Origin of the sequence: Streptomyces sp. NPDC127098 (assembly GCF_042722465.1) — a bacterium.
Lineage (GTDB): Bacteria > Actinomycetota > Actinomycetes > Streptomycetales > Streptomycetaceae > Streptomyces > Streptomyces millisiae.
On sequence record NZ_JBHXFJ010000033.1, the window covers coordinates 31,206 to 51,452 of the forward strand.

Sequence of the window (20,247 nt, forward strand, 5' to 3'; positions counted from 1 at the left end):
CCGACGTTCAACTCATCCGATAAATTTCCCCACCGCCCGCTACCCGCCGGTTAACATCCCGGCCCTGGCCCCACCTCCGGTTCGGCGCGCAGTGCGCGGCGGTAGCGGACGCCCGGGCGGTCCATCAGGGTGATGTCGCCGACGGGTGTGAAATCGTTGCGGGCCAGGACCGCCATGGAGGCCGCGTTGTCGAGGGTGGTCCTGGCCGTGAGTTCGGTGAGGCCGTACTCCGTGCCGGCCAGGCGGCACACCTCGGCGACGGCCGCCGTCGCCGTGCCCCGGCCGGTGGCGTGTTCCGCGAACCGGTAGCCGAGTTCGGCGGAACCGGCCTCGACGTCCACCAGGTTGACGCGGCCGACCAGCTCGCCGCCTTCGTCGAGCACCACGTGGAAGTGGCAGACGCCGGCCTCCTGTTCTTCGAGCCGCGCCCGGTGCCACGCGGCGAACTCGGTGAAGTAGGCGTCGCCGCGGTCCGGCACCGAGCGGGCGAAGTACGCCCGGTTCGCCCGCTCGAAGGCCAGCAGCGCGGCGGCGTGGTCAGCGCGCAGTCGTTCCAGCGTCAGCGTCGGCATGCTCGGCAGCGTAGGCGAGCGCCTTGTCGAAGAAGGAACGAATATCGGCGGCCAGGGCGTCCGGGACCTCCATGGCCGGGAAGTGGCCGCGGCCTGGGTTGGTCTCCGGCCAGTGGATGATCCGGTTGGTGCGGTCGGCGAGGCGGCGGATGCCGGGCGGGCCGACGTAGACGCCGGTGGGAACCACGTCCTGGCCGGCCGGCCAGGCGATCTCGCCGGTCCCCTCGTACATCGGCCAGGAGGAGGTGCCCGAGGTGCCGGTCAGCCAGTAGACCGTCGCGTTGGTCAGGAACAGGTCCCGCGAGGTGTGCACGTTGAACTGGTGGAACTTCTCGGCCAGCCAGGCGAGCTGGGCGACCGGCGAGTCGTCCCAGCCGTAGCAGAACGTCTGCGGCGCGGCCCGCAGCAGCGCGTGGTGGTCGACGCCGCCGGTCGACCACTGCTTCATCAGCTCGTAGCCGGCCAGCTCGTCCGGCGTCATCTCGGGGACGTCCGCCTCGGTCGGGAAGCCGAGGCCGCCGTCGATGTAGACGCCGACGACGCGGGCCGGGTCGGCCACGGCCACCTCGGGCGCGACATAGGCGCCCAGGTCGCCGCCGACCGTGCCGTACCGCTCGTAGCCGAGGCGGCCCATCAGCTCGGCCCAGAGCCCGGCCACCCGCGTCACGCTCCAGCCGGTGGTGGGCGGCGGGGCCGAGAAGCCGAAGCCGGGGACGGACGGCGCGACGACGTGGAAGCCGCGCTCGGTCAGCGGTCCGACGAAGTCGGTGAACTCCACGAACGAGTTGGGCCAGCCGTGGGTGAGGACCAGCGGCAGCGCGCCCGGCACCTCGGAGCGGGCGTGCAGGAAGTGGATGTCGAGGCCGTCGATCTCCGTCGTGAACTGCGGGAACGCGTTCAGCCTGGCCTCCCAGGCGCGCCAGTCGTAGCCGCCGCGCCAGTACTCGGCCAGCTCCCGCAGGTGGTCGACCGGGACGCCCCGGCTCCAGCCCTCGCCCGGCAGCTGGCGCGGCCAACGGGTGCGGGCCAGGCGGTCGTGCAGGTCGTCCAGGTCGGACTGCGGGATGTCGATGCGGAAGGGGTGGATGTCCTTGCTCATGCGACCACCGTAGGAGCGATACAGGACCGGTTCGGTCCTCATTGGCGCGGCATGATGACGGCATGAGCGAGAACCAGGCGGGACGGCTGCTGCGGCTGCTCTCGCTGCTCCAGACGCCGCGCGAGTGGCCGGGCAGCGAGCTGGCCGAGCGGCTGGGGGTGACGGCGCGGACCGTGCGGCGGGACGTGGAGCGGCTGCGGGACCTCGGCTACCCGGTGCGGGCGACGCGGGGCGCGGTCGGCGGGTACCGGCTGGCGGCCGGGCAGGCGTTGCCGCCGCTGCTGCTGGACGACGAGGAGGCGGTGGCGATCGCGGTCGGGCTACGGACGGCGGCGGGCGCGGCCGTCACCGGCATCGAGGAGGCCAGCCTGCGGGCGCTGGCCAAGCTGGAGCAGGTGCTGCCGTCCCGGCTGCGCCGCCGGGTCGCGGCGCTCGGCCTGGCCACGGTGCCGGTGCCCGGCGGCGAGGACGACCCCGGCGTCGACCCCGAGGCGCTGGCCGTCCTGGCGGGCGCGGCGGCGGCCAGGGAACGGCTGCGGTTCGGCTACCGCGCGGCGGACGGCACGGAGAGCCGGCGGCACGTGGAGCCGTACCGGCTCGTCGCGGCGTGGCGGCGCTGGTACCTGCTGGCGTTCGACACCGACCGGGACGACTGGCGGGTCTTCCGCGTCGACCGGATCGGCGAACCCCGGCCGACGGGCGTCCGGGTGGCGCCCCGCGAGCCGCCGGGCGGCGACGCGGCCGAGTACGTCACGCGCCGCCTGTCCGAGATGTGGCCCCGCTTCGAGGTGGTGGCGACGCTCGGCCTGCCGGCCGAGGAGGCGGCCAGGCGGCTCGGCATGGGCCGCGAGCTGTTCCGGCCGATCGACGCGGGCAACTGCCTGCTGCGCGGCCCCGCCGACGAGTCGGTGGAGTGGCTGGCGGCCCGCCTGCTCACGGCGGACTGCGAGTTCGTCGTCCACGAACCGCCGGAACTCGCCGCCCACCTGCGCCGGATCGGGGACCGGGCGCTGCGCGCCGCGGGCGGCTGACGGGCGTCAGTCCGCCGGGGTGACGCCGGCGCGGCGGGCGAGGGCGACGGCGGCGAGGGTGGAGTGGACGCCGAGCTTGCCGAGGACGTTCTGCATGTGGGTGCGGACGGTGTGCGGGGAGAGGTAGAGCCGTTCGGCGACGGCCTTGCGGCCGAGCCCCGCCAGCATGCAGCGGAGCACTTCGAGCTCGCGCGGAGTCAGGGACTCGACGAGCCGCTGGTGCTCGGTGCGGTGGCGGCGGTCGCGGCTCAACTCCCGCAGCACGCCGGTGAGGAGGGCCGGGGAGACGTGTGTCTCGTCACGCAGCACGCCGCGGACCACCTGGAGCAGCCGCGCCAACGAGCTGTCCTTCGCCACCCAGCCGCTGGCGCCGGCCGCGAGGGCCTGGGCGGCCAGCTTCGGATCGTCATATGCCGCGAGCATGACAGCGCGGAGGGCGGGGAGGCGCTCCTGCGCCGTCGCGAGCAGCGAACCCTCGCCTTCCACCCCCTCCCGCAGCCCCGCGTCGAGCAGCAGCACGTCGAAGGGCGCGCGCTCGAGCAGTTGGTGCGCGGCGGCCAGCGAGCCGACGGCCGCGGCGTCGACGTCCTGCTCGGCGGTGAGCGCGGTGGCCAACGACTCGGCGAAGATCCGGTGCTCGTCGACCACCAGCACCCGAATTCGATCCACAACCACCCCTCGCGTCTGCCACTCGGCTTCGGGCGGGCGCGACGCCCGCACCCGGAGCCGGGGAGAACCGTGCGGCCGCCGCCGTACGGCACCGGTGCCGGGCCGTGGGCGTCGCACCCACCTGTCTCGCCCCCTGATACGCACACCGGCCCCCACCGGTGCGCCCCTCTCAGAGTACGGGCGGGCGCGGGCCGGGGAAGTGGTTTGGCGCAAGTCCTCGCAACAAAGCGATCACGGCCTGCCGGCCTACCGGACACCGCCGACCTCCGCCCCGGCGTCCTCGGCTCCCGGGGCTCCGCCCCGGGCCCCCGTGCGGTCCTCGCGGACCGGCCACCGTGGGGCTGCGCCCCGCACCCCTGCCTCCGGTGGCTTCGCCCAACGGGCACCGCAGGGCGGTAATCGCGGGGCTCCGCCCCGCACCCCGTGCCTCCGGCAGGGCCGGGCGACGGGCCCGGCGTGCCGGCCCCCACGGGGCTCCGCCCCGCACCGCTTCGCGCAACCGGCACCGCAGGGCGGCCATCACGGGACTCCGCCCCGCACCCCGTGCCTCCGGCAGGGGCCGGGCCGGGCACGGCGGGGCTCCGCCCCGCAGCCCAACGCCTCCGGCGGGCCGCGCTGGCCCGAACCGGAGTCAGCGGGCCCTTCGGGCCGGACCGGCGGCTCGCGGGGCTACGCCCCGCTACGCCGCGCTCCCGGCGAGGGGACCACCTCGAAGGTGCGGGGGGTGCGGTAGCCGGCCGTGGCGAAGGCCGTGGTGATGGCCTTGGTCGTGGACTCGACGAGGTCCTCGTCGACGAGGACGATCGCCGAGCCGCCGAAGCCGCCGCCCGTCATGCGGGCGCCGAGGGCGCCGGCCTCGACGGCCGTGGAGACGACCAGGTCGAGCTCCGGGCAGGAGATCTCGAAGTCGTCGCGGAGCGAGGCGTGGCCCTCGGTGAGGATGGGGCCTATCTCGCGGGCGCGGCCGGCGTCCAGGAGGTCGACGACGCGTTCGACGCGGTGGTCCTCCGTGACGACGTGCCTGACGCGGCGGCGGATGGTGGGGTCCGGGAGCCGGGAGAGGGCCGAGGACAGCTCCGCGAAGGGGATGTCGCGCAGGAAGGGGACGCCCAGCGTGGCGGCGCCCGTCTCGCACTCGGCGCGGCGGGTGGCGTACTCGCCGTCCGCGTGGCTGTGCTTGACCCGGGTGTCGACGACCAGCAGCCGCAGCCCCTCGGCCGCCATGTCGAACGGCACCTGGCGGCGCGACAGGTCGCGGGTGTCGAGGAAGAGCACGTGGCCCGCCTCGCAGGAGGCGGAGGCCATCTGGTCGAGGATCCCGCACGGCATGCCGACGAAGTCGTTCTCCGCCTGTTGGGAGAGCCGGGCCAGCGACTCGGGCGGCAGGCCGAGCCCGTTGAGGTCGCTCAGCGCCAGGGCGGTGACGACCTCCAGGGCGGCCGAGGAGGAGAGCCCGGCGCCGGTCGGGACGTCGGAGTCCAGGGAGAGGTCGGCGCCGGCGAGGCGGTGCCCGGCGCGTTCCAGGGCCCAGGCGACGCCGGCCGGATAGGCGGCCCAGCCGGAGACGGAGCCGGGGGTGAGGTCGTCGAGGGACAGCTCGACCGGCTCCCCGTCGAACTGGGCCGAGGAGAGCCGCAGCAGCCGGTCCTGGCGGCTGGCGGCCTTCACCCGCGCCGTGTGCGGCAGGGCGAAGGGCATGACGAAGCCCTCGTTGTAGTCGGTGTGTTCACCGATCAGGTTGACGCGGCCCGGCGCGGCCCACGTGCCTTCCACTGTCACTTCGCTGTCTCCTCGCGCTGCGCGAACGCCCAGGCGTCCGCGATGATGCCGGCCAGGTCGGCGCGGCTCGGCCGCCAGCCGAGGCGCTCGCGGGCGCGCTCGGCCGAGGCGACCAGGACGGCCGGGTCGCCGGCGCGGCGCTCGGCCTCGGTCTCGGGGATGGGGTGGCCCGTCACCTGCCGCGCGGTCTCGACGACCTGGCGGACCGAGAAGCCGTTGCCGTTGCCGAGGTTGCAGATCAGGTGCTCGCCCGGGGTGGCGGCGGTGAGGGCCAGCAGGTGGGCCTCGGCGAGGTCGTCGACGTGGATGTAGTCGCGGACGCAGGTGCCGTCGGGCGTGGGGTAGTCGGTGCCGTAGACGTTGATCGCGTCGCGGCGGCCCAGGGCGACCTGGAGCACGATGGGGATGAGGTGGCTCTCCGGGTCGTGCCGCTCGCCCAGGCCCGGGTCGGCGCGGTGCGCGCCGGCCACGTTGAAGTAGCGCAGCGAGACGGCGGCCAGGCCGTGCGCGGTGGCCTCGCTGGTGATCATGTGGTCGACGGCGAGCTTGCTGGCGCCGTAGGGGTTGGTGGGAGCGGTGGCCGCGTCCTCGGTGATCGGGGTGGCGGTCGGCTCGCCGTAGACGGCGGCGGTGGAGGAGAAGACGAGGGTCCGCACGTCCGCCTCGCGCATGGCGGCCAGCAGGTCGAGCGTGCCGGCGACGTTGTTGCGCCAGTACTTCTCGGGGTTCACCACGGACTCGCCGACCTGCGAGCAGGCGGCGAAGTGCAGCACGCCGTCGTAGGAGCCGTCCAGCCACTTGCCGGCGTCCTGGACGCGGCCCTCGACGAACTCGGCGCCGGCCGGGACACCGGCGCGGAAGCCGGTGGAGAGGTCGTCGAGGACGGTCACCCGGTGGCCGGCGGCCAGCAGGTGCGCGGCCACCGTCCCTCCGACGTAACCCGCGCCGCCGGTAACGAGGTACCTCATGCCTTAAGTCGCCACCTCTCGCAGCCGGTCGGCCGCCGCCTCCGGCAGTACGTCACTCACGAACGCGCCCATGCCGGACTCGGAGCCCGCCAGGTACTTGAGCTTCCCCGGGCTGCGGCGAATGGTGAACAGCTCCAGGTGCAGCGCGAAGTCCTCGCGGTCCGGGATGGCGAAGGGCGCCTGATGCCAGCCGGAAATATACGGGGTGGGTCCCGCGCCCTCGCCGAAGATCCGGTCGAAGCGGCGCAGCAGCTCCAGGTAGACGGCGGGGAAGCCGGCGCGCTCCGCCTCGTCGAGGGCCAGCAGGTCGGGGACGCGGCGACGGCGCGGGTAGAGGTGGACCTCGTAGGGCCAGCGGGCGGCGCGCGGCACGAACGCGGTCCAGGTGTCGGTCTCCAGCACGATCCGGCGCCCTTCGGCGCGCTCGGCGGCCAGCAGCTCGTCGTAGAGGTTGCCGCCGGTGCGCTCCTTGTGGGCGGCGACGGAGCGCAGGGCCCGCTCGGTGTGCGGGGTGACGAACGGGTAGCCGTAGATCTGGCCGTGCGGGTGGCCCAGGGTGACGCCGATCTCGGCGCCGCGGTTCTCGAAGCAGTAGACCTGCCTGACGCCCGGGTGCCCCGCGAGCTCCGCGGTGCGGTCGGTCCAGGCGTGCAGGACGAGCCCGGCCTGCTCGGGGCTGAGGGAGGCGAAGGAGGCGTCGTGCTCGGGGGTGAAGCAGACGACCTCGCAGCGGCCGACGTCGCCGCCGAAGGAGGGGAAGCGGTTCTCGAAGACCGCGACCTCGTAGGAGTCGGCGGGTATCTCGCTGAGCCGGTCACCGTGGGTGGGGCACAGCGGGCACTGGTCGGCCGGCGGGTGGTAGGTGCGGGTCTGCCGGTGGGCGGCGTAGCCGACGTGCTCGTCGAGGAGGGCGTTGTGCCGGACCTCGGAGGCGGAGACGGCGGGCTGGAGCGGGCGGCGGTCGAGGGTGTCGCGGACGGCGTCGTCGCGTGAGTCGTAGTAGATCAGCTCACGGCCGTCGGCGAGGCGGGTCGTGGTCCTCTTCATCACCCAGTCCAGATCAGATGCGGCGGTCGGGCTCGGTACACTTCAACAGCACTTCAACAGAATCGAACATAAGGAAGCATACCGCCACGTCGAACGTCAAAGGAGGGGTGTGTTCGACGGTTCGCCCGCCGGGCCCGGAAGACAGGTCCTAGGGGAGCCGGGCCGGTGGCAGGTGGTCGAGGAGCCCGGTGCGGACCGCGAGGGCCGCGGCCTCCAGGCGGGAGGCGGTGCCCAGCTTGGTCAGCAGCCGCTGCACGTGGGTGCGGGCGGTGCTGGGCGCGACGCCGAGCCCGGCCGCTATCCGCCGGGTGTCCTCGCCCTCGACGATCCGGGTCAGCACGTCCGCCTCCCGCTCGGTGAGCAGCGCCGCCAGCCTGGCGCCCTCCGCGTCGGGGCCGGTGCGCGGGTGCAGCAGGTCGGAGAACGCCTCGCGCAGCAGCTGCGGCGCCACCGCCGCCTCGCCCGCCTTCGCCTTGACCATCGCCCGCTCCACGCCCTCTATGCGCTCGTCGTGGCGCACGTAGCCGCGGGCGCCGGCCGCGAACGCCGCCGCCACGCCGCGCGGGCGCGGCACCGGGCCGAGCACGACGACGGCCACCCGCGGGCACTCACGGCGGATCCGCAGCACCGGGTCGAGTGCGCCCGGCGCGTCCGGCGCGGTCAGGCCGAACAGGCAGACATCGGGCTGCTTGCTGACCGCCAGGTCGGCGGCCCGCACGGCGGGCGCGCCGGCGCCGAGCACCCGGTGGCCGCGCACCCGCAGGGCTGAGGCCAGCGCCTCTGCGACCAGCCGTCGGTCGTCGGCGACCACGACCCGTACGCTCATCACGTCTCCTCTGGAGGGCCGAATCGGCCGGGCCCGGGCATGCCGCCTCGCGGGCGCTCCCGGGCCGTTCGGGAACAGAGTGGATACCAAAGTGGACCATGGTGACCCCAGGGTGGATCGGCATCGAGGGGTAAGAGTTGTCCTGCCCCGGACCACGCGCCGATCATGCATGCCCCGGAGCCGGCCGCCGCACGGCGGGCGGCGGGCCCGGCCGGATCGCGCCAGGGCCGATCACCGGTAGACCAGCAGCGCGGGACGGCCGGCGGCGGCGTCGCCCGGGTAGAACACGCGGTTGACCAACACCAGCGTCCCCTCGTGCCACAGCGGGCGCTGCTCGTGCACGAACAGGCCGCTCATCAGGGCCCATTCACTCCGGCGCGCCGCCGGGTCGAGCGCCAGCAGCGGGGCGGCGCGGCCGGTCGCCGGGTCGATGGCCACCACCAGACCGGCGCGCTCCTCGCCGGCCGGCTGGTAGGCGAGGATCCGGTCGTCGCGGACGCCGAACGGCCGGATGTCGCCGCCCCCGACCGCCGGCACCCGGTGCTCGGCGAGACCGGTCGCCAGATCGAAGGCGACCACGGCGTTGCCGCCGGCCGAGCCGGGGGCGTCGTGGTCGCTGGTCAGGTAGAGGTGCCCCTCGTGCACCACGGTGCCGCCGCAGTCGGCGAAAGAGGCGGCCCGGCACGGCGGCAGGTAGCGGTCCCGGTCGTAGTCCAGGTCGTGTCTGATCGACTGGCGTTCGTCGTCGATCACGAAGATGTGCTCGGCACCGCTCTCCCGGTCCTCGCCGAGCCGGGCCACGACCACCAGCGGCTCGGCCGAGAGCACCGCCGTGACCGCCATCGGCCGCCCCATGAACCGCGGCCCGAACGCCCACTCCCACAGCTCCTCGCCGCGCTCGGTGGTGGCCCTGATGGTGCCGCCCTCGGCGCCCGGCGGGCTGCCGCACGCGGTCCGCGACACCAGGGTGCCGCCCACCACCGCGTAGGCGTCCGCCACGCAGGGACCGCCGCCGTCCGGCGCCGCGCGCCACACCTCGACGGCGCCCGACGCGGTGTCGGCGAGGCGGAAGCCGGCGGCCCCGCCGTCCCAGCCGACCGCGACCGTGTCACCCAGGATCGCCGGCGCGTCGTGCTCGCCCGGGCCCCGGTCGCCGGCCCCGACGCCCAGCGACACCTCGGCGACCGGCTCGCCGGCCGCGATGTCGAGCACGGTGAGCGTCCCGCAGTCCGGCCCCCGGAGCACCGCCACCCGGTCGCCCGAGGAGGAGGGGGACGCCTGGCAGACGCCGCCGGCCAGGTCGAGCGGGAGCCGCCAGGTACGGGCGCCGGTGGCCAGGTCGTACGAGGCGATGCCGCCGTCCGCCACTCGCACCAGGTCGTCGCCCGCCACCCAGTCGCCCCTGGCCCACAGCCGCACCGCCCGCGGGTCGACCGGCGGCGCCGGGGCCGCCCAGGCCAGCCGAGCCGCTTCCGCGTCCGGCACTCGCGCCCGGGGCGCGGCGTCGTCACCGGTCGTCCCCCCGCCCAACGGCCACCGCGCCCCGGCGCTCCCCGTCAGCAGCAGGCCGAGCACCGCGGCGAGCAGCGCGACCCGGCGGCCCGGCCCGCCGGGCGAACCACGGCGCGGACCCGGCGGCGGTGACGGCGGCGATGGCAAGGTCTCCCCCAACGAACGGTCGTCGGTCCGGACTTTCTACCACCGTCGGCGCGCGCCCCGGCCGCGCCCCGTCAGGCCCCCTCGGCGAGCTCCAGCCAGCGGGTCTCCAACTCGTCCCGCTGACCGGCCAGTTCCCGCAGCTGCGCGTCGAGTTCGGCCATCTTCGTGAAGTCGGTGGCGTGCTCGGCCATCTCGCCGTGCAGGGCCGCCTCCTTCTCGCCGATCCGCTCCAACTGCCGCTCGATGCGCTGGATCTCCTTCTGGCTCGCCCGGGACAGCTGCGCCGGCTTGGCCGCCGGCGCCTCGGGCGCCCGCGCCGCCGGGGCGGCCGCCGCCGCGGACTCGGCCTCGCGCCGCGCCGCGCGGCGCTCCAGGTACTCGTCGATCCCGCGCGGCAGCATCCGCAGCGTGCCGTCGCCCAGCAGCGCGAACACCCGGTCGGTGACGCGCTCGACGAAGAACCGGTCGTGGCTGATGACCACCATCGACCCGGGCCAGCCGTCCAGCAGGTCCTCGAGCTGGGTCAGCGTCTCGATGTCCAGGTCGTTGGTCGGCTCGTCGAGGAACAGCACGTTCGGCTCGTCCATCAGCAGCCGCAGGATCTGCAGCCGCCGGCGCTCGCCGCCCGACAGGTCGCCCACCGGCGTCCACTGCCGCTCCTTGCCGAAGCCGAACCGCTCGCACAGCTGCGAGGCGGTCATCTCCCGGCCCCTGCCCAGGTCCACGCGGGACCTGACCTGCTCGACGGCCTGGAGCACCCGCCACTCGGGGTCGAGCTCGCCGACCTCCTGCGACAGGTAGGCGAGCCGCACCGTCTTCCCGACCGTGATGGTGCCGGCCGCCGCCTCGCCCGCGGCCATGGCCCGCAGCAGCGAGGTCTTGCCCGCGCCGTTGACCCCGACCAGGCCGATCCGGTCGCCGGGCCCCAGCTGCCAGGTGAGGTGCGTAAGCAGCGTCCGGTCGCCGGCCCTGACCGTCACGTCCTCCAGGTCGTAGACGGTGCGGCCGAGGCGGGCGCTGGCGAACTTCATCAGCTCGGCGCCGTCGCGCGGCGGCGGCACGTCGGCGATCAGCGCGTTGGCCGCCTCGATCCGGAACCGCGGCTTGCTGGTGCGGGCCGGGGCGCCGCGGCGCAGCCAGGCCAGCTCCTTGCGGACCAGGTTCTGCCGCTTGGTCTCCTCGGTGGCGGCGATCCGCTCGCGCTCGGCGCGGGCGAAGACGTAGTCGCTGTAACCGCCGTCGTAGGCGTGCACCTGGCCGCGCTGCACGTCCCACATCCGGGTGCAGACCCGGTCGAGGAACCAGCGGTCGTGGGTGACGACGACGAGCGCGGAGCGGCGCGCCGACAGGTGCGCGGCGAGCCAGGCGATGCCCTCGACGTCCAGGTGGTTGGTCGGCTCGTCGAGGACGATCAGGTCCTGCTCGGCGATCAGCAGCTTGGCGAGCGCGATCCGGCGGCGCTCGCCGCCGGAGAGCGGGCCGACGACGGTGTCGAGCCCGGTCGGGAACCCCGGCAGGTCGAGGCCGCCGAAGAGGCCCGTCAGCACGTCGCGGACGCGCGCGTCGCCGGCCCACTCGTGGTCGGCGAGGTCGCCGATGACCTCCTGTCTGACGGTGGCGGCCGGGTCGAGCGAGTCGTGCTGGGTCAGCAGGCCGAGGCGCAGGCCGCCGGAGTGCGTGACCCGCCCGTCGTCGGCCGGCTCCTGGCGGGCGAGGATCCGGATGAGCGTGGTCTTCCCGTCGCCGTTGCGACCGACGACGCCGATCCGGTCGTGCTCGCCGACGCCGAGCGAGACGCCGTCGAGCAGGGTCCTGGTGCCGAAGACCTTGCGGACGGCCTCCAGGTTGACGAGGTTCCTGGCCGGCTTGCCGGACGGCTTGGAGGTCGGTTCAGGCATGATGCTCGATGGTAGTCGCCCCCGGCGCGGGCCCGGTCGTCACCCGGGCGGCCCGACAGGTGCCGGAGTCCCGCAGGGACTTGGCGACCAGCGCGGCCGACTCGGCGTCTGCGGCCAGGAAGGCGCAGCTCGGTCCTGAACCCGAGACCAGGCCGGCCAGCGCGCCACCCGCGAGACCGGCGGCCAGCGTCGCGGCGAGCGAGGGCCGCAGCTCGACGGCGGCCGGTTGCAGGTCGTTGACGAGCGTCCCGGCCAGCGCGTGCGCGTCCCCGTCGCGCAGGGCCGCCAGCAGCGCCGGGTCCGGCTCGGGCTCCGGGACGGGCGTCGCGCCGCGCAGCCGGTCGCAGGCGCGGTACACCTCCGGTGTGGACAGGCCGCCGTCGGCCAGCGCGAAGACCCAGTGGAACGTGCCGGCCACCGGCAGCTCCGTCAGCAACTCCCCCCGGCCCCTGCCCAGCGCCGCGCCGCCGACCAGGCTGAACGGCACGTCGGAGCCGAGTTCGGCGCACAGCGCCAGCAGCTCGGCGCGCGGGGTGGCCGTGCCCCACAGGACGTCACACGCCAGCAGCGCGCCGGCCGCGTCGGCGCTGCCGCCGGCCATGCCGCCGGCCACCGGGACGTCCTTCTCGATGTGCAGGTGGACGGCCGCCTCCCGCCCGTGGTGCGCGGCCAACGCCTCGGCGGCCCGCACGGCGAGGTTCGACCCGTCGAGCGGCACGCTCTCGCTCCCCGGCCCGACACAGCTGACGGTCACCCCCGGCGTGGCGGCCGGGGTCGCGGTGACATGGTCGAAGAGACCGACGGCGAGGAACACGTTGGCCAGATCGTGAAACCCGTCCGGGCGCGGAGCGCCCACGGCGAGCTGGACATTGACCTTGGCCGGCACCCGCACGGTGACGGCACGCTGCGCTGACTGGACGGACATGCGGCGATTCTCCCCCAGCGGATCGCCTGGCCGGCGCGGCAGGGCCACCCACCGTCCGCCGGCCCGGGCGCGCGGCCGTGCGGGGCCGGCGCGACGCGGCGGTCGGCCGCGAGCCCAGCGGATGTGACGGTCGGCGGTGCGGGCGGGTGCTGCTCGACCGTGTCAGGCCGGCGTGGCCGGTCGGCACCGCGGACCGTGAGACGGAGCTGCCGGGCCGCGCCCCTGCGGGTCAGCGCCCGGCCCGGCGGAGCCGGCGGCGTCCACGTGGCGACGCCAGCACCCAAGTGCGGGCGGGCGGTGCCCGGCCGCCTGGTTCACGTCAGCGCGGCCGGCGCGCAGGGGCGGGTGGGCGGGGGGATCCGCGTGGCCCGGGCCCGCGGCTAGCGCCGCGCCTCCGCGAGGCGGGCGAAGTCCTCGACGGTCAGCGCCTCGCCGCGCGCGGTGGGCGGCACGCCGGCCGCGGCGCAGGCGGCCTCCGCGGCCGCCGGGGAACCGGCCCAGCCCGCCAGGGCGGACCGCAGCGTCTTGCGGCGCTGCGCGAAGGCCGCGTCGATCACCGCGAAGACCTCCTCGCGGCTCGCCGTCGTCGCCGGCGGCTCGCGGCGGGTGAGGGCGACAAGACCGGAGTCGACGTTGGGCGCCGGCCAGAAGACCTTGCGGCCGATCGCACCGGCCCGCCGGGCCTGCGCGTACCAGGCGGCCTTGACCGACGGGACCCCGTACACCTTGGAGCCGGGCCCGGCCACCAGCCGGTCGGCGACCTCGGACTGGACCATCACCAGCGCCCGCTCGATGCTCGGGAAGGTGGCCAGCAGGTGCAGCAGCACCGGCACCGCCACGTTGTACGGCAGATTGGCGACCAGCGCTTCCGGCGGCGGGCCCGGCAGCTCGGTGACGCGCAGCGCGTCCTCGTGCACCAGCGCGAAGTGGTCCACCCGCTCCGGCAGCCGCGCCGCGACCGTCGCCGGCAGGGCGGCGGCCAGCACGTCGTCGATCTCCACCGCCGTGACGTGCCGCGCCGCGGCCAGCAGCGCCAGCGTCAACGAGCCGAGCCCTGGCCCGACCTCCAGCACCACGTCGTCCGCGCCGACCTCGGCGGCGCGCACGATGCGGCGCACCGTGTTGGCGTCGATCACGAAGTTCTGGCCGCGCTGCTTGGTGGGGCGCACGCCCAGCGCGGCGGCCAGCTCGCGCACGTCGGCCGGGCCGAGCAGCGCGTCTGCCGCGCCCGTCGCGTCCGTCACCCGAAGGCCCGCTCGGTGTTGGCCGCGACGTGGCGGGCGAGCTCGGTCTCCGTCAGCCCCTTGACCTCGGCCATCGCGCGGAGCGTGACGGGGATCAGGTACGGCGCGTTCGGTCGGCCGCGGAACGGCGTCGGCGTGAGGAACGGGGCGTCCGTCTCCACCAGCACCAGCTCGGGCGGCGCGGCGGCGAGCGCGTCCCGCAGGGGCTTGGCGCTGCCGAAGGTGACGTTGCCGGCGAACGACATGAAGTAGCCCTCCGCCGCGCACACCTCGGCCATCGCGACGTCCCCGGAGAAGCAGTGGAAGACGGTGCGGCGGGGCGCGCCCTCCTCCCGGAGGATGCGGAGCACGTCGTCGTGGGCGTCGCGGTCGTGGATCACCAGCGTCTTGTCGAGCTCCTTGGCGATCTCGACGTGCCGGCGGAACGAGCGCTGCTGGGCGGCGACGCCCTCGGGCCCGGTACGGAAGTAGTCGAGACCGGTCTCGCCCAGCGCCCGCACCTCGTGGTGGGTCGCGAGCTCGGCGATCTCGTCGAGCGCGGCGTCGAGCACGCCGGGGCCTTCCGCGTCGAGCCGCGGGGCCTCGTTGGGGTGCAGCGCGACGGCGGCCCAGACGGCCTCGTGCTCGGCGGCCGTCTTCACGGCCCACCGGGCGCGCTCCAGGTCGCAGCCGATCTGCACCACGCGGGTGACGCCGACCTCGGCGGCCTTGGCCAGAGCCTCCTCGACGGTGGAGTCCTGCATGTCGAGGTGGGTGTGCGAGTCGGTGACGGGCACGGCCAACGGCTCGGGCAACGGCGGCGGCACCGGCTCCAGCGCCTTGGCCTTGGCGGACTTGGGCATGCGTCGATCCTACGGGGCCGCTGCGCTGGCCTCGGCGCCACGGTTTCCCCCCACCCACCCGCCCTTTCCCGGCGCTACGCGCGTGGGGTGGTGCGGTCTGGGCGGGCGGTGGGGGTTTCCCCACCCACCCGCCCTTCCACCGGCGCTCCGCGCCGGAAAGACCCGGCGGCTGCGCCGCCGAGGCCGGGGCGGGCCCGCCGCGAAGCGGAAAGGGGCGGGTGGGTGGGGAAAGAGCAGCCGCCACCAGCTCGCGTCAGCGGGAAAGGGCGGGTGGGTGGGGGAAACCCCGGCCGTCACGAAGCCGGCGGCTTCGCGGCCACCACCGCGTCGAAGACGGTCCGCTTGGGGATGCCGGCCTCCTTCGCCACCTCCGCGATCGCCGCCTTGCGCGGCTGGCCGGCCGACTCCCGCGCCGCGACCAGGGCGGCCAGCTCCGCCGTGGAGAGCGCGGCCGCCGCCGCGCCACGCGGCGCGCCCGCGACGACGACGGTGATCTCGCCGCGGACGCCGTCCGCCGCCCAGGCGGCGAGCTCGGCGAGCGGGCCGCGGCGGATCTCCTCGTAGGTCTTGGTGAGCTCGCGGCAGACGGCCGCCCGCCGGTCGGCGCCGAACGCCTCGGCCATGGCGGCCAGGGTGGCGGCGAGCCGGTGCGGGGACTCGAAGAAGACCAGCGTGCGGCGCTCGTCCGCCAGCTCTCGCAGCAGCGCCGCCCGCTCCCCCGCCTTGCGTGGCGGGAAGCCCTCGAAGCAGAAGCGGTCGACCGGCAGCCCGGAGAGCGCGAGCGCCGTCAGCACCGCGGAGGGGCCCGGGACCGCCGTGACGCGGGCGCCGAGCTCGACGGCGGCGGCGACGAGCCGGTAGCCGGGGTCGGAGACCGACGGCATGCCGGCGTCCGTGACGAGCAGCACCCGCGCGCCCCGCGCGAGTTCCTCGGCGAGCTCCGGCGTGCGCGCCGCCTCGTTGCCCTCGAAGTAGGACACCACGCGCCCCTCGATCCGCGCCCCGAGGCCCTGGGCGAGCCGCCGCAGCCGCCGGGTGTCCTCGGCCGCCACCACGTCGGCCTCGGCCAGCTCGGCGGCCAGCCGGGGCGGGGCGTCGGCGAGGTCGCCGATGGGAGTTCCGGCGAGGACGAGGGTGCCGGGGGTGCCGGGAGTGGCTTCGGAAGGGTTACCGCGCGCGCCAGTCATATCGCTCATCCTCACCCATCCTCCCCCTCGCCCCGCGCGGCGGATGCCAAGATGGCCGGTGATGACCAGCCAGACCGTGACGGACGCCCCGCACGAACAGGACCCGGGACAGCAGCCCGCCGCCTGGGGGCAGCGGCTGCGCCGCTTCGGCTACGTGCCGCCGGGATCCGCCGGGGTCCGCGAGCGTCTTGTCCCGCCCTTCCCCGAGCCGGGGTCCCGCCTCTGGCAGTACTTCGGCTTCGCGCCGGCCGCCGCCGCCCGGCTGGCCCGCTGGACGGGCTGGGGCGGCCCGCTGCTGGTCGCGGTGCTCGCCGGGGCGCTCAGGTTCGTGAACCTGGGCTCGCCGGACGCGGTGATATTCGACGAGACGTACTACGCGAAGGACGCCTGGTCCCTGCTCCAGCGCGGGTACGAGACCGAGTGGCCGGACGACGCCAACGACCTGATCATGGCCGGCCAGACCCCGTTCGACGACGCCGCCTCGTACGTCGTCCACCCGCCGGGCGGCAAGTGGGTCATCGCGGTCGGCGAGTGGCTGTTCGGGCTGACCCCGTTCGGCTGGCGCTTCATGGTGGCGCTGCTCGGGACCCTGTCGGTGCTGATGGTCTGCCGCGTCGGCCGCCGCCTGTTCCGCTCGACCGTGCTCGGCTGCGTCGCGGGGCTGCTGCTGGCCGTGGACGGGCTGCACTTCGTGATGAGCCGCACCGCGCTGCTCGACCTGGTGCTGATGTTCTGGCTGCTCGCCGCGTTCGGCTGCCTGCTGGTCGACCGTGACCGGGCCCGGGCCCGGCTGGCCGCGGCGCTGCCCGCCGGCTCCGACGGGTTGCTGCGGCCCGACGCGGCCGTCGCTGGGCGGCTCGGGCTCGGCGCGCGGCCCTGGCGGATCGCCGCCGGCGTCTGCCTGGGCCTGGCGTGCGCCACCAAGTGGAACGGCCTGTACGTGCTCGCCGCGTTCGGCATCCTCACGGTGCTGTGGGACGCGGCGGCCCGCCGCACGGCCGGCGCCAAGCGGCCGCGGCACGCGGCGCTGCGCCGGGACGCGCTGCCGGCTTTCGTCTCCCTGGTGCCGGTGGCGCTGGGCGTCTACCTGGTGAGCTGGACGGGCTGGTTCGCCACCTCGGGCGGCTACTACCGGGACTGGGCGAACCGACCGGGCGCCGGCGAGAGCGACTACTCCTTCGTGCCGGCGGCGCTGCGCAGCTGGTGGCACTACACGACCGAGGTCTACCAGTTCCACGTCGGGCTCACCTCGGAGCACACCTACGAGTCGAACCCGTGGAGTTGGCTGGCCGCCACCCGGCCCGTCACCTACTTCTACAGGTCCGAGGAGCGCGGCGAGGGCGACTGCCGCCACGCGAGCGGCTGCGCCCGGGAGGTGCTGGCGCTCGGCACCCCGCTGCTGTGGTGGACGGCCTGCTTCGCGCTCGCCTACCTGGTGTACCGCTGGCTCCTCCGCCGCGACTGGCGTGCCGGCGCGGTGCTGTGCGCGGTCGCGGCCGGCTACCTGCCGTGGTTCGTGTACCAGGAGCGCACCATCTTCTACTTCTACGCGGTGGTGCTGACGCCGTTCCTCTGCCTGGCGGTGACGATGCTGATCGGCGCGCTCCTCGGCCCGCCGGGCTGCTCGGAGCGCCGCCGGGTGATGGGCATCGTGGCCAGCGGGGTGCTGGTGCTGCTGATCGCGTGGAACTTCATCTACTTCTACCCGATCTACACGGGCACGGAGATCCCGGTGGACGGCTGGCGGTCCCGGATGTGGCTGGACACCTGGGTGTAGCTGGGCAGACGCCCGAGGCGGCACCTCCGGTCAGTAGCCGTTGGCGGTCGTCCTCGGTCGTCGCCGGTCACCCCGGGACGGCCCAGGGACGGCCCCGCACGGGGCGCTCCCGTGGCCGCGCGAGTATCCAAGCGACCGGGAATCCGGTAAGCCGGGAGGATGCAGCTCACAGCCGATTCCGCCCGGCAGCGCGTCTCCGAGGCTCGCGTCCTGCGCCTGGCCACCGTCGACGCGGACGGCAGCCCGCACCAGGTGCCCGCGACGTTCGCAGCCCAGGGGGACACGCTCGTCATCGCCGTCGACCACAAGCCCAAGCGCCACCAGAACCTCAAGCGGTTGCGGAACATCGCCGCGAACCCGAAGGTCTGCGTGCTGGTGGACCGCTACGACGACGACTGGTCGCAGCTCTGGTGGGCACGCGGGGACGGCACCGCCCGCGTTCTGGAAGGCGACGCCCGGCGAGGCCCCGTGGAATGGCTGAGCGAGAAGTACGAGCAGTACCGTGATCACCCGCCCGAGGGGCCGGTCATCGAGATCACGATTACGCGCTGGACCGGCTGGGCATTCGCCGATCCTGGGAGGCGGGAATAGCCAGGCAGCCCAGTACGCTGGCTTGTATAACCAAGTCAGGAGAATGGCATGACCGAGCGTCCCGCGAAGTTCCGGGAGATCGCTGACGCGCTCCGGAAGGATATCCACGAAAGGAAGATCGCCCCCGGCGAGAAACTGCCATCCGAGCACCAGCTCGCCGACCACTTCGACACGACCAGGGCCACCGTCAGGAAGGCGATCGCTCTGCTTCGCGCCGAAGGTCTGGTGATCTCCCGCCAGGGAGCGGGGGTGATCGTCCGGCCGCGCCCACAGGTGCGCATGCTCGGCTCGGGCGCGAACTACCGCAAGCGTCGCGCCACCGGCGTTTCCAACTTCAACGCCGAGGCCGCGGCGCAGGGAATGCGAGCCGTGCAGCACATTCGCGAGGTGGTCGAGGAACCCGCGACAGACGAAATCGCCGCACTGCTCGAAGTCACCCCCGGCACGCCGCTGATCGCCCGCCGCCGACTCTTCACCGTCGACGACGAACCGAGCCAGCTCGTTGACGGCTACTACGTCAGGGACCTGGTCGCCGACACGCCGATCGCCACTCCTCGCCGGATCAAGGGCGGCGTGAACGCCGTCCTCGAAGACCCGACGGGCCCCATCCGGCGACAGATCGTGCGCTTCGTGGAAGACCTCGACATCCGCATGCCGACACCCGAGGAGACCGAGGCGCTGGCGATCCCCCCGGGCGTCCCGATCGCCCGCATCCTGCGCACCGCCTACGACGCCAGCGGCGAGCCGATCGAGGTGCTGGACTCGCTGGTCCCCTGCGACCGACACATCTTTCGGTACGTCATCGACGTGTCAACGCCCGCCACCCAGACATGATCTGACCTGCGCTAACGCGAAGAGGGCCGCTCCCCGACTCCGGGGGGCGGCCCTCTTCGCGTAGGGCTCACCGCCACCCACGTACTTGCATAACCAAGTTGGCGCGGGCTAGCTTACTTGCATACCCAAGTTTGCGGAGTTCCGCGGACGAGGGCGTGGTTCCGCACGCCCGGAGGGCCCCGTGAAACGGGCTCGAAGGAAGCGGCCGATCCTTGAGAACTCAACAGCGGATTGATGGACGACCGCCCGTCGGTCGTCGGCGGCCCACGCGCCGCCCTGCTGACGCGCCAGAGCAGCGACGATGGCGCGCCCGATTCCCGGGCTCGGGGCCGGTCAGCCACGCCAATGGCTGACCGGTGAAGCCCTGTTCCATCTGCCTCGGAGTCCCAGATGACCCGCCGATGTACGCGGGCGCTGTCGATGCTGGACCGGCACGGCAGCGAGGCCCGTCGCGTCACCCCGCAGCAGAGCTGAGCCTGTGCTGCCCGTGAGCCCTCCGTCCCCGGCCGAAACGTCGGCTGCGGGGACGGGGTGCTGCTCTAGGGGATGCAGGACACCCCACACAAGCGGCCCACGACCGGTGCTGGAACACCGGCCGGGGCCTGAGACCAACTCGCCTACCTACATAGGGAGCTGATCCTGCGTGGATCGTAACGCGCAGCAACGTGCCGAGCTGGAAGCGGCCAGCCAGCGCGCGGGCGACCAGTTCGCCGCCTACAGCCAGGCGGTCGACAACGTCGTCGCCACGAGCAACGAGTACCAGCAGCACGCCCAGGCCGTCGCCGACCACCTCGCGGACAGGCGGTGACCGGCATGGCTTTCGGACGCAAGCAGCAGCCGTCGGAGGCGTTCGCCGCTGAGGAGCAGAACCGGGCCGACGGCCTGGCCCGCCGGATCGACACGATCACGTCGACGCCGGGCCACCCGTCGACCGGCAGCCTGCCGCACTACCAGGCCGCCTACCAGAACGCCTCGGGCAACGCCGCCGCCCACACCGTGCAGCCGGAAGGGCGGTAGCCGTGACCACGAAGCACAACCATCGCGCGAACTTCGGTCGGAAGGTCGACGGTTGCCCGCGCTGCGAGGAGTTGAAGGCGGGCGCTGAACCGGTCCGCTGGAACCTCAGCCGCCGCCAACAGGCCGCGATCGATGACGCGCGGCGGGCCGAGGAGATCCGCGCTCACAACTGCCACACCGCCAGGTGCGGCCCCGTCTGCACCTTCGGCGACTGGTGACCGGGCGCTGACGGTTGCCTGTGCCACCTCGGAGCCGGTTCTGCCGGCGCCGGGGTGGCGCGGG

At 74.5% G+C, this 20,247-nt stretch carries 20 protein-coding genes; 7 read left to right on the plus strand and 13 right to left on the minus strand.

The window, feature by feature from the left end; translation table 11 throughout:
* Positions 1 to 50: 50 nt before the first annotated feature.
* Together ACFWI8_RS21105 and ACFWI8_RS21110 are read right to left on the minus strand one after the other, a co-directional pair.
* Positions 51 to 572 carry a GNAT family N-acetyltransferase gene (locus ACFWI8_RS21105; protein ID WP_387093722.1) on the minus strand — a complete coding sequence of 174 codons (522 nt, stop codon included), beginning with the start codon at positions 570 to 572 and terminating at the stop codon, positions 51 to 53.
* Complete coding sequence (locus tag ACFWI8_RS21110; protein WP_387093726.1) at positions 538 to 1,671, minus strand: epoxide hydrolase family protein; 1,134 nt, start codon at positions 1,669 to 1,671, stop codon at positions 538 to 540. Before ACFWI8_RS21110 ends, ACFWI8_RS21105 begins: the two co-directional genes overlap by 35 nt.
* Before the next feature lie 62 nt (positions 1,672 to 1,733).
* On the opposite strand from ACFWI8_RS21110, the gene ACFWI8_RS21115 reads away from it, so the two are divergent.
* Positions 1,734 to 2,702, plus strand: coding sequence for a helix-turn-helix transcriptional regulator (locus tag ACFWI8_RS21115; RefSeq protein ID WP_387093729.1), 969 nt, complete (start codon positions 1,734 to 1,736; stop codon positions 2,700 to 2,702).
* 6 nt (positions 2,703 to 2,708) lie between these two features.
* On the opposite strand, the gene ACFWI8_RS21120 is transcribed toward ACFWI8_RS21115, so the two are convergent.
* The 11 genes from ACFWI8_RS21120 to rsmI form a co-directional block, all read right to left on the minus strand.
* Positions 2,709 to 3,371 (minus strand): LuxR C-terminal-related transcriptional regulator, encoded by a 663-nt coding sequence (locus ACFWI8_RS21120; RefSeq protein ID WP_387093732.1) that lies wholly within the window; start codon positions 3,369 to 3,371, stop codon positions 2,709 to 2,711.
* A gap of 669 nt (positions 3,372 to 4,040) precedes the next feature.
* Positions 4,041 to 5,150 (minus strand): galactokinase, encoded by a 1,110-nt coding sequence (gene galK / locus ACFWI8_RS21125; RefSeq protein WP_387093735.1) that lies wholly within the window; start codon positions 5,148 to 5,150, stop codon positions 4,041 to 4,043.
* Complete coding sequence (gene galE / locus ACFWI8_RS21130; RefSeq protein ID WP_387093738.1) at positions 5,147 to 6,118, minus strand: UDP-glucose 4-epimerase GalE; 972 nt, start codon at positions 6,116 to 6,118, stop codon at positions 5,147 to 5,149. The genes galK and galE overlap by 4 nt, the downstream gene beginning before the upstream one ends.
* 3 nt (positions 6,119 to 6,121) lie before the next feature.
* The gene (galT, locus tag ACFWI8_RS21135) at positions 6,122 to 7,165 is read right to left on the minus strand and encodes a galactose-1-phosphate uridylyltransferase (protein ID WP_387093741.1); all 1,044 of its coding nucleotides are present in this window, start codon (positions 7,163 to 7,165) and stop codon (positions 6,122 to 6,124) included.
* A gap of 148 nt (positions 7,166 to 7,313) precedes the next feature.
* On the minus strand, positions 7,314 to 7,991 hold the full coding sequence (locus tag ACFWI8_RS21140) for a LuxR C-terminal-related transcriptional regulator (protein ID WP_387093744.1): 678 nt from the start codon (positions 7,989 to 7,991) through the stop codon (positions 7,314 to 7,316).
* Between the two features lie 231 nt (positions 7,992 to 8,222).
* The gene (locus tag ACFWI8_RS21145; protein ID WP_387093747.1) at positions 8,223 to 9,650 is read right to left on the minus strand and encodes a PQQ-binding-like beta-propeller repeat protein; all 1,428 of its coding nucleotides are present in this window, start codon (positions 9,648 to 9,650) and stop codon (positions 8,223 to 8,225) included.
* 71 nt (positions 9,651 to 9,721) lie between these two features.
* Entirely contained in the window at positions 9,722 to 11,548 is a 1,827-nt protein-coding gene (locus ACFWI8_RS21150) for an ABC-F family ATP-binding cassette domain-containing protein (protein WP_387093750.1), read from the minus strand.
* Positions 11,541 to 12,473, minus strand: a complete 933-nt coding sequence (locus ACFWI8_RS21155; protein ID WP_387093753.1) for a 4-(cytidine 5'-diphospho)-2-C-methyl-D-erythritol kinase — start codon at positions 12,471 to 12,473, stop codon at positions 11,541 to 11,543. The genes ACFWI8_RS21150 and ACFWI8_RS21155 overlap by 8 nt, the downstream gene beginning before the upstream one ends.
* A gap of 380 nt (positions 12,474 to 12,853) precedes the next feature.
* Positions 12,854 to 13,717: a 16S rRNA (adenine(1518)-N(6)/adenine(1519)-N(6))-dimethyltransferase RsmA gene (gene rsmA / locus ACFWI8_RS21160; protein ID WP_387093756.1), complete on the minus strand. Its 864-nt coding sequence runs from the start codon at positions 13,715 to 13,717 to the stop codon at positions 12,854 to 12,856.
* A complete protein-coding gene (locus ACFWI8_RS21165) occupies positions 13,714 to 14,559 on the minus strand; it encodes a TatD family hydrolase (RefSeq protein WP_387093759.1) in 846 nt (281 codons plus the stop codon). Before ACFWI8_RS21165 ends, rsmA begins: the two co-directional genes overlap by 4 nt.
* 293 nt (positions 14,560 to 14,852) lie before the next feature.
* On the minus strand, positions 14,853 to 15,746 hold the full coding sequence (rsmI, locus tag ACFWI8_RS21170) for a 16S rRNA (cytidine(1402)-2'-O)-methyltransferase (protein WP_387093857.1): 894 nt from the start codon (positions 15,744 to 15,746) through the stop codon (positions 14,853 to 14,855).
* A 61-nt stretch (positions 15,747 to 15,807) separates the two neighbouring features.
* Between rsmI and ACFWI8_RS21175 the strand changes: the two genes are divergently transcribed.
* From ACFWI8_RS21175 to ACFWI8_RS21200, 6 genes are all read left to right on the plus strand, one after another.
* Positions 15,808 to 17,523, plus strand: a complete 1,716-nt coding sequence (locus tag ACFWI8_RS21175) for a dolichyl-phosphate-mannose--protein mannosyltransferase (protein WP_387093761.1) — start codon at positions 15,808 to 15,810, stop codon at positions 17,521 to 17,523.
* Between the two features lie 159 nt (positions 17,524 to 17,682).
* On the plus strand, positions 17,683 to 18,114 hold the full coding sequence (locus ACFWI8_RS21180) for a TIGR03668 family PPOX class F420-dependent oxidoreductase (protein ID WP_387093763.1): 432 nt from the start codon (positions 17,683 to 17,685) through the stop codon (positions 18,112 to 18,114).
* 48 nt (positions 18,115 to 18,162) lie between these two features.
* Positions 18,163 to 18,948, plus strand: a complete 786-nt coding sequence (locus ACFWI8_RS21185; protein WP_387093765.1) for a GntR family transcriptional regulator — start codon at positions 18,163 to 18,165, stop codon at positions 18,946 to 18,948.
* A gap of 643 nt (positions 18,949 to 19,591) precedes the next feature.
* Positions 19,592 to 19,756: a hypothetical protein gene (locus tag ACFWI8_RS21190; RefSeq protein WP_387093768.1), complete on the plus strand. Its 165-nt coding sequence runs from the start codon at positions 19,592 to 19,594 to the stop codon at positions 19,754 to 19,756.
* 5 nt (positions 19,757 to 19,761) lie between these two features.
* A complete protein-coding gene (locus ACFWI8_RS21195; protein ID WP_387093771.1) occupies positions 19,762 to 19,965 on the plus strand; it encodes a hypothetical protein in 204 nt (67 codons plus the stop codon).
* A 2-nt stretch (positions 19,966 to 19,967) separates the two neighbouring features.
* Positions 19,968 to 20,183, plus strand: a complete 216-nt coding sequence (locus ACFWI8_RS21200; protein ID WP_387093773.1) for a hypothetical protein — start codon at positions 19,968 to 19,970, stop codon at positions 20,181 to 20,183.
* The last annotated feature ends 64 nt before the right edge of the window (positions 20,184 to 20,247 follow it).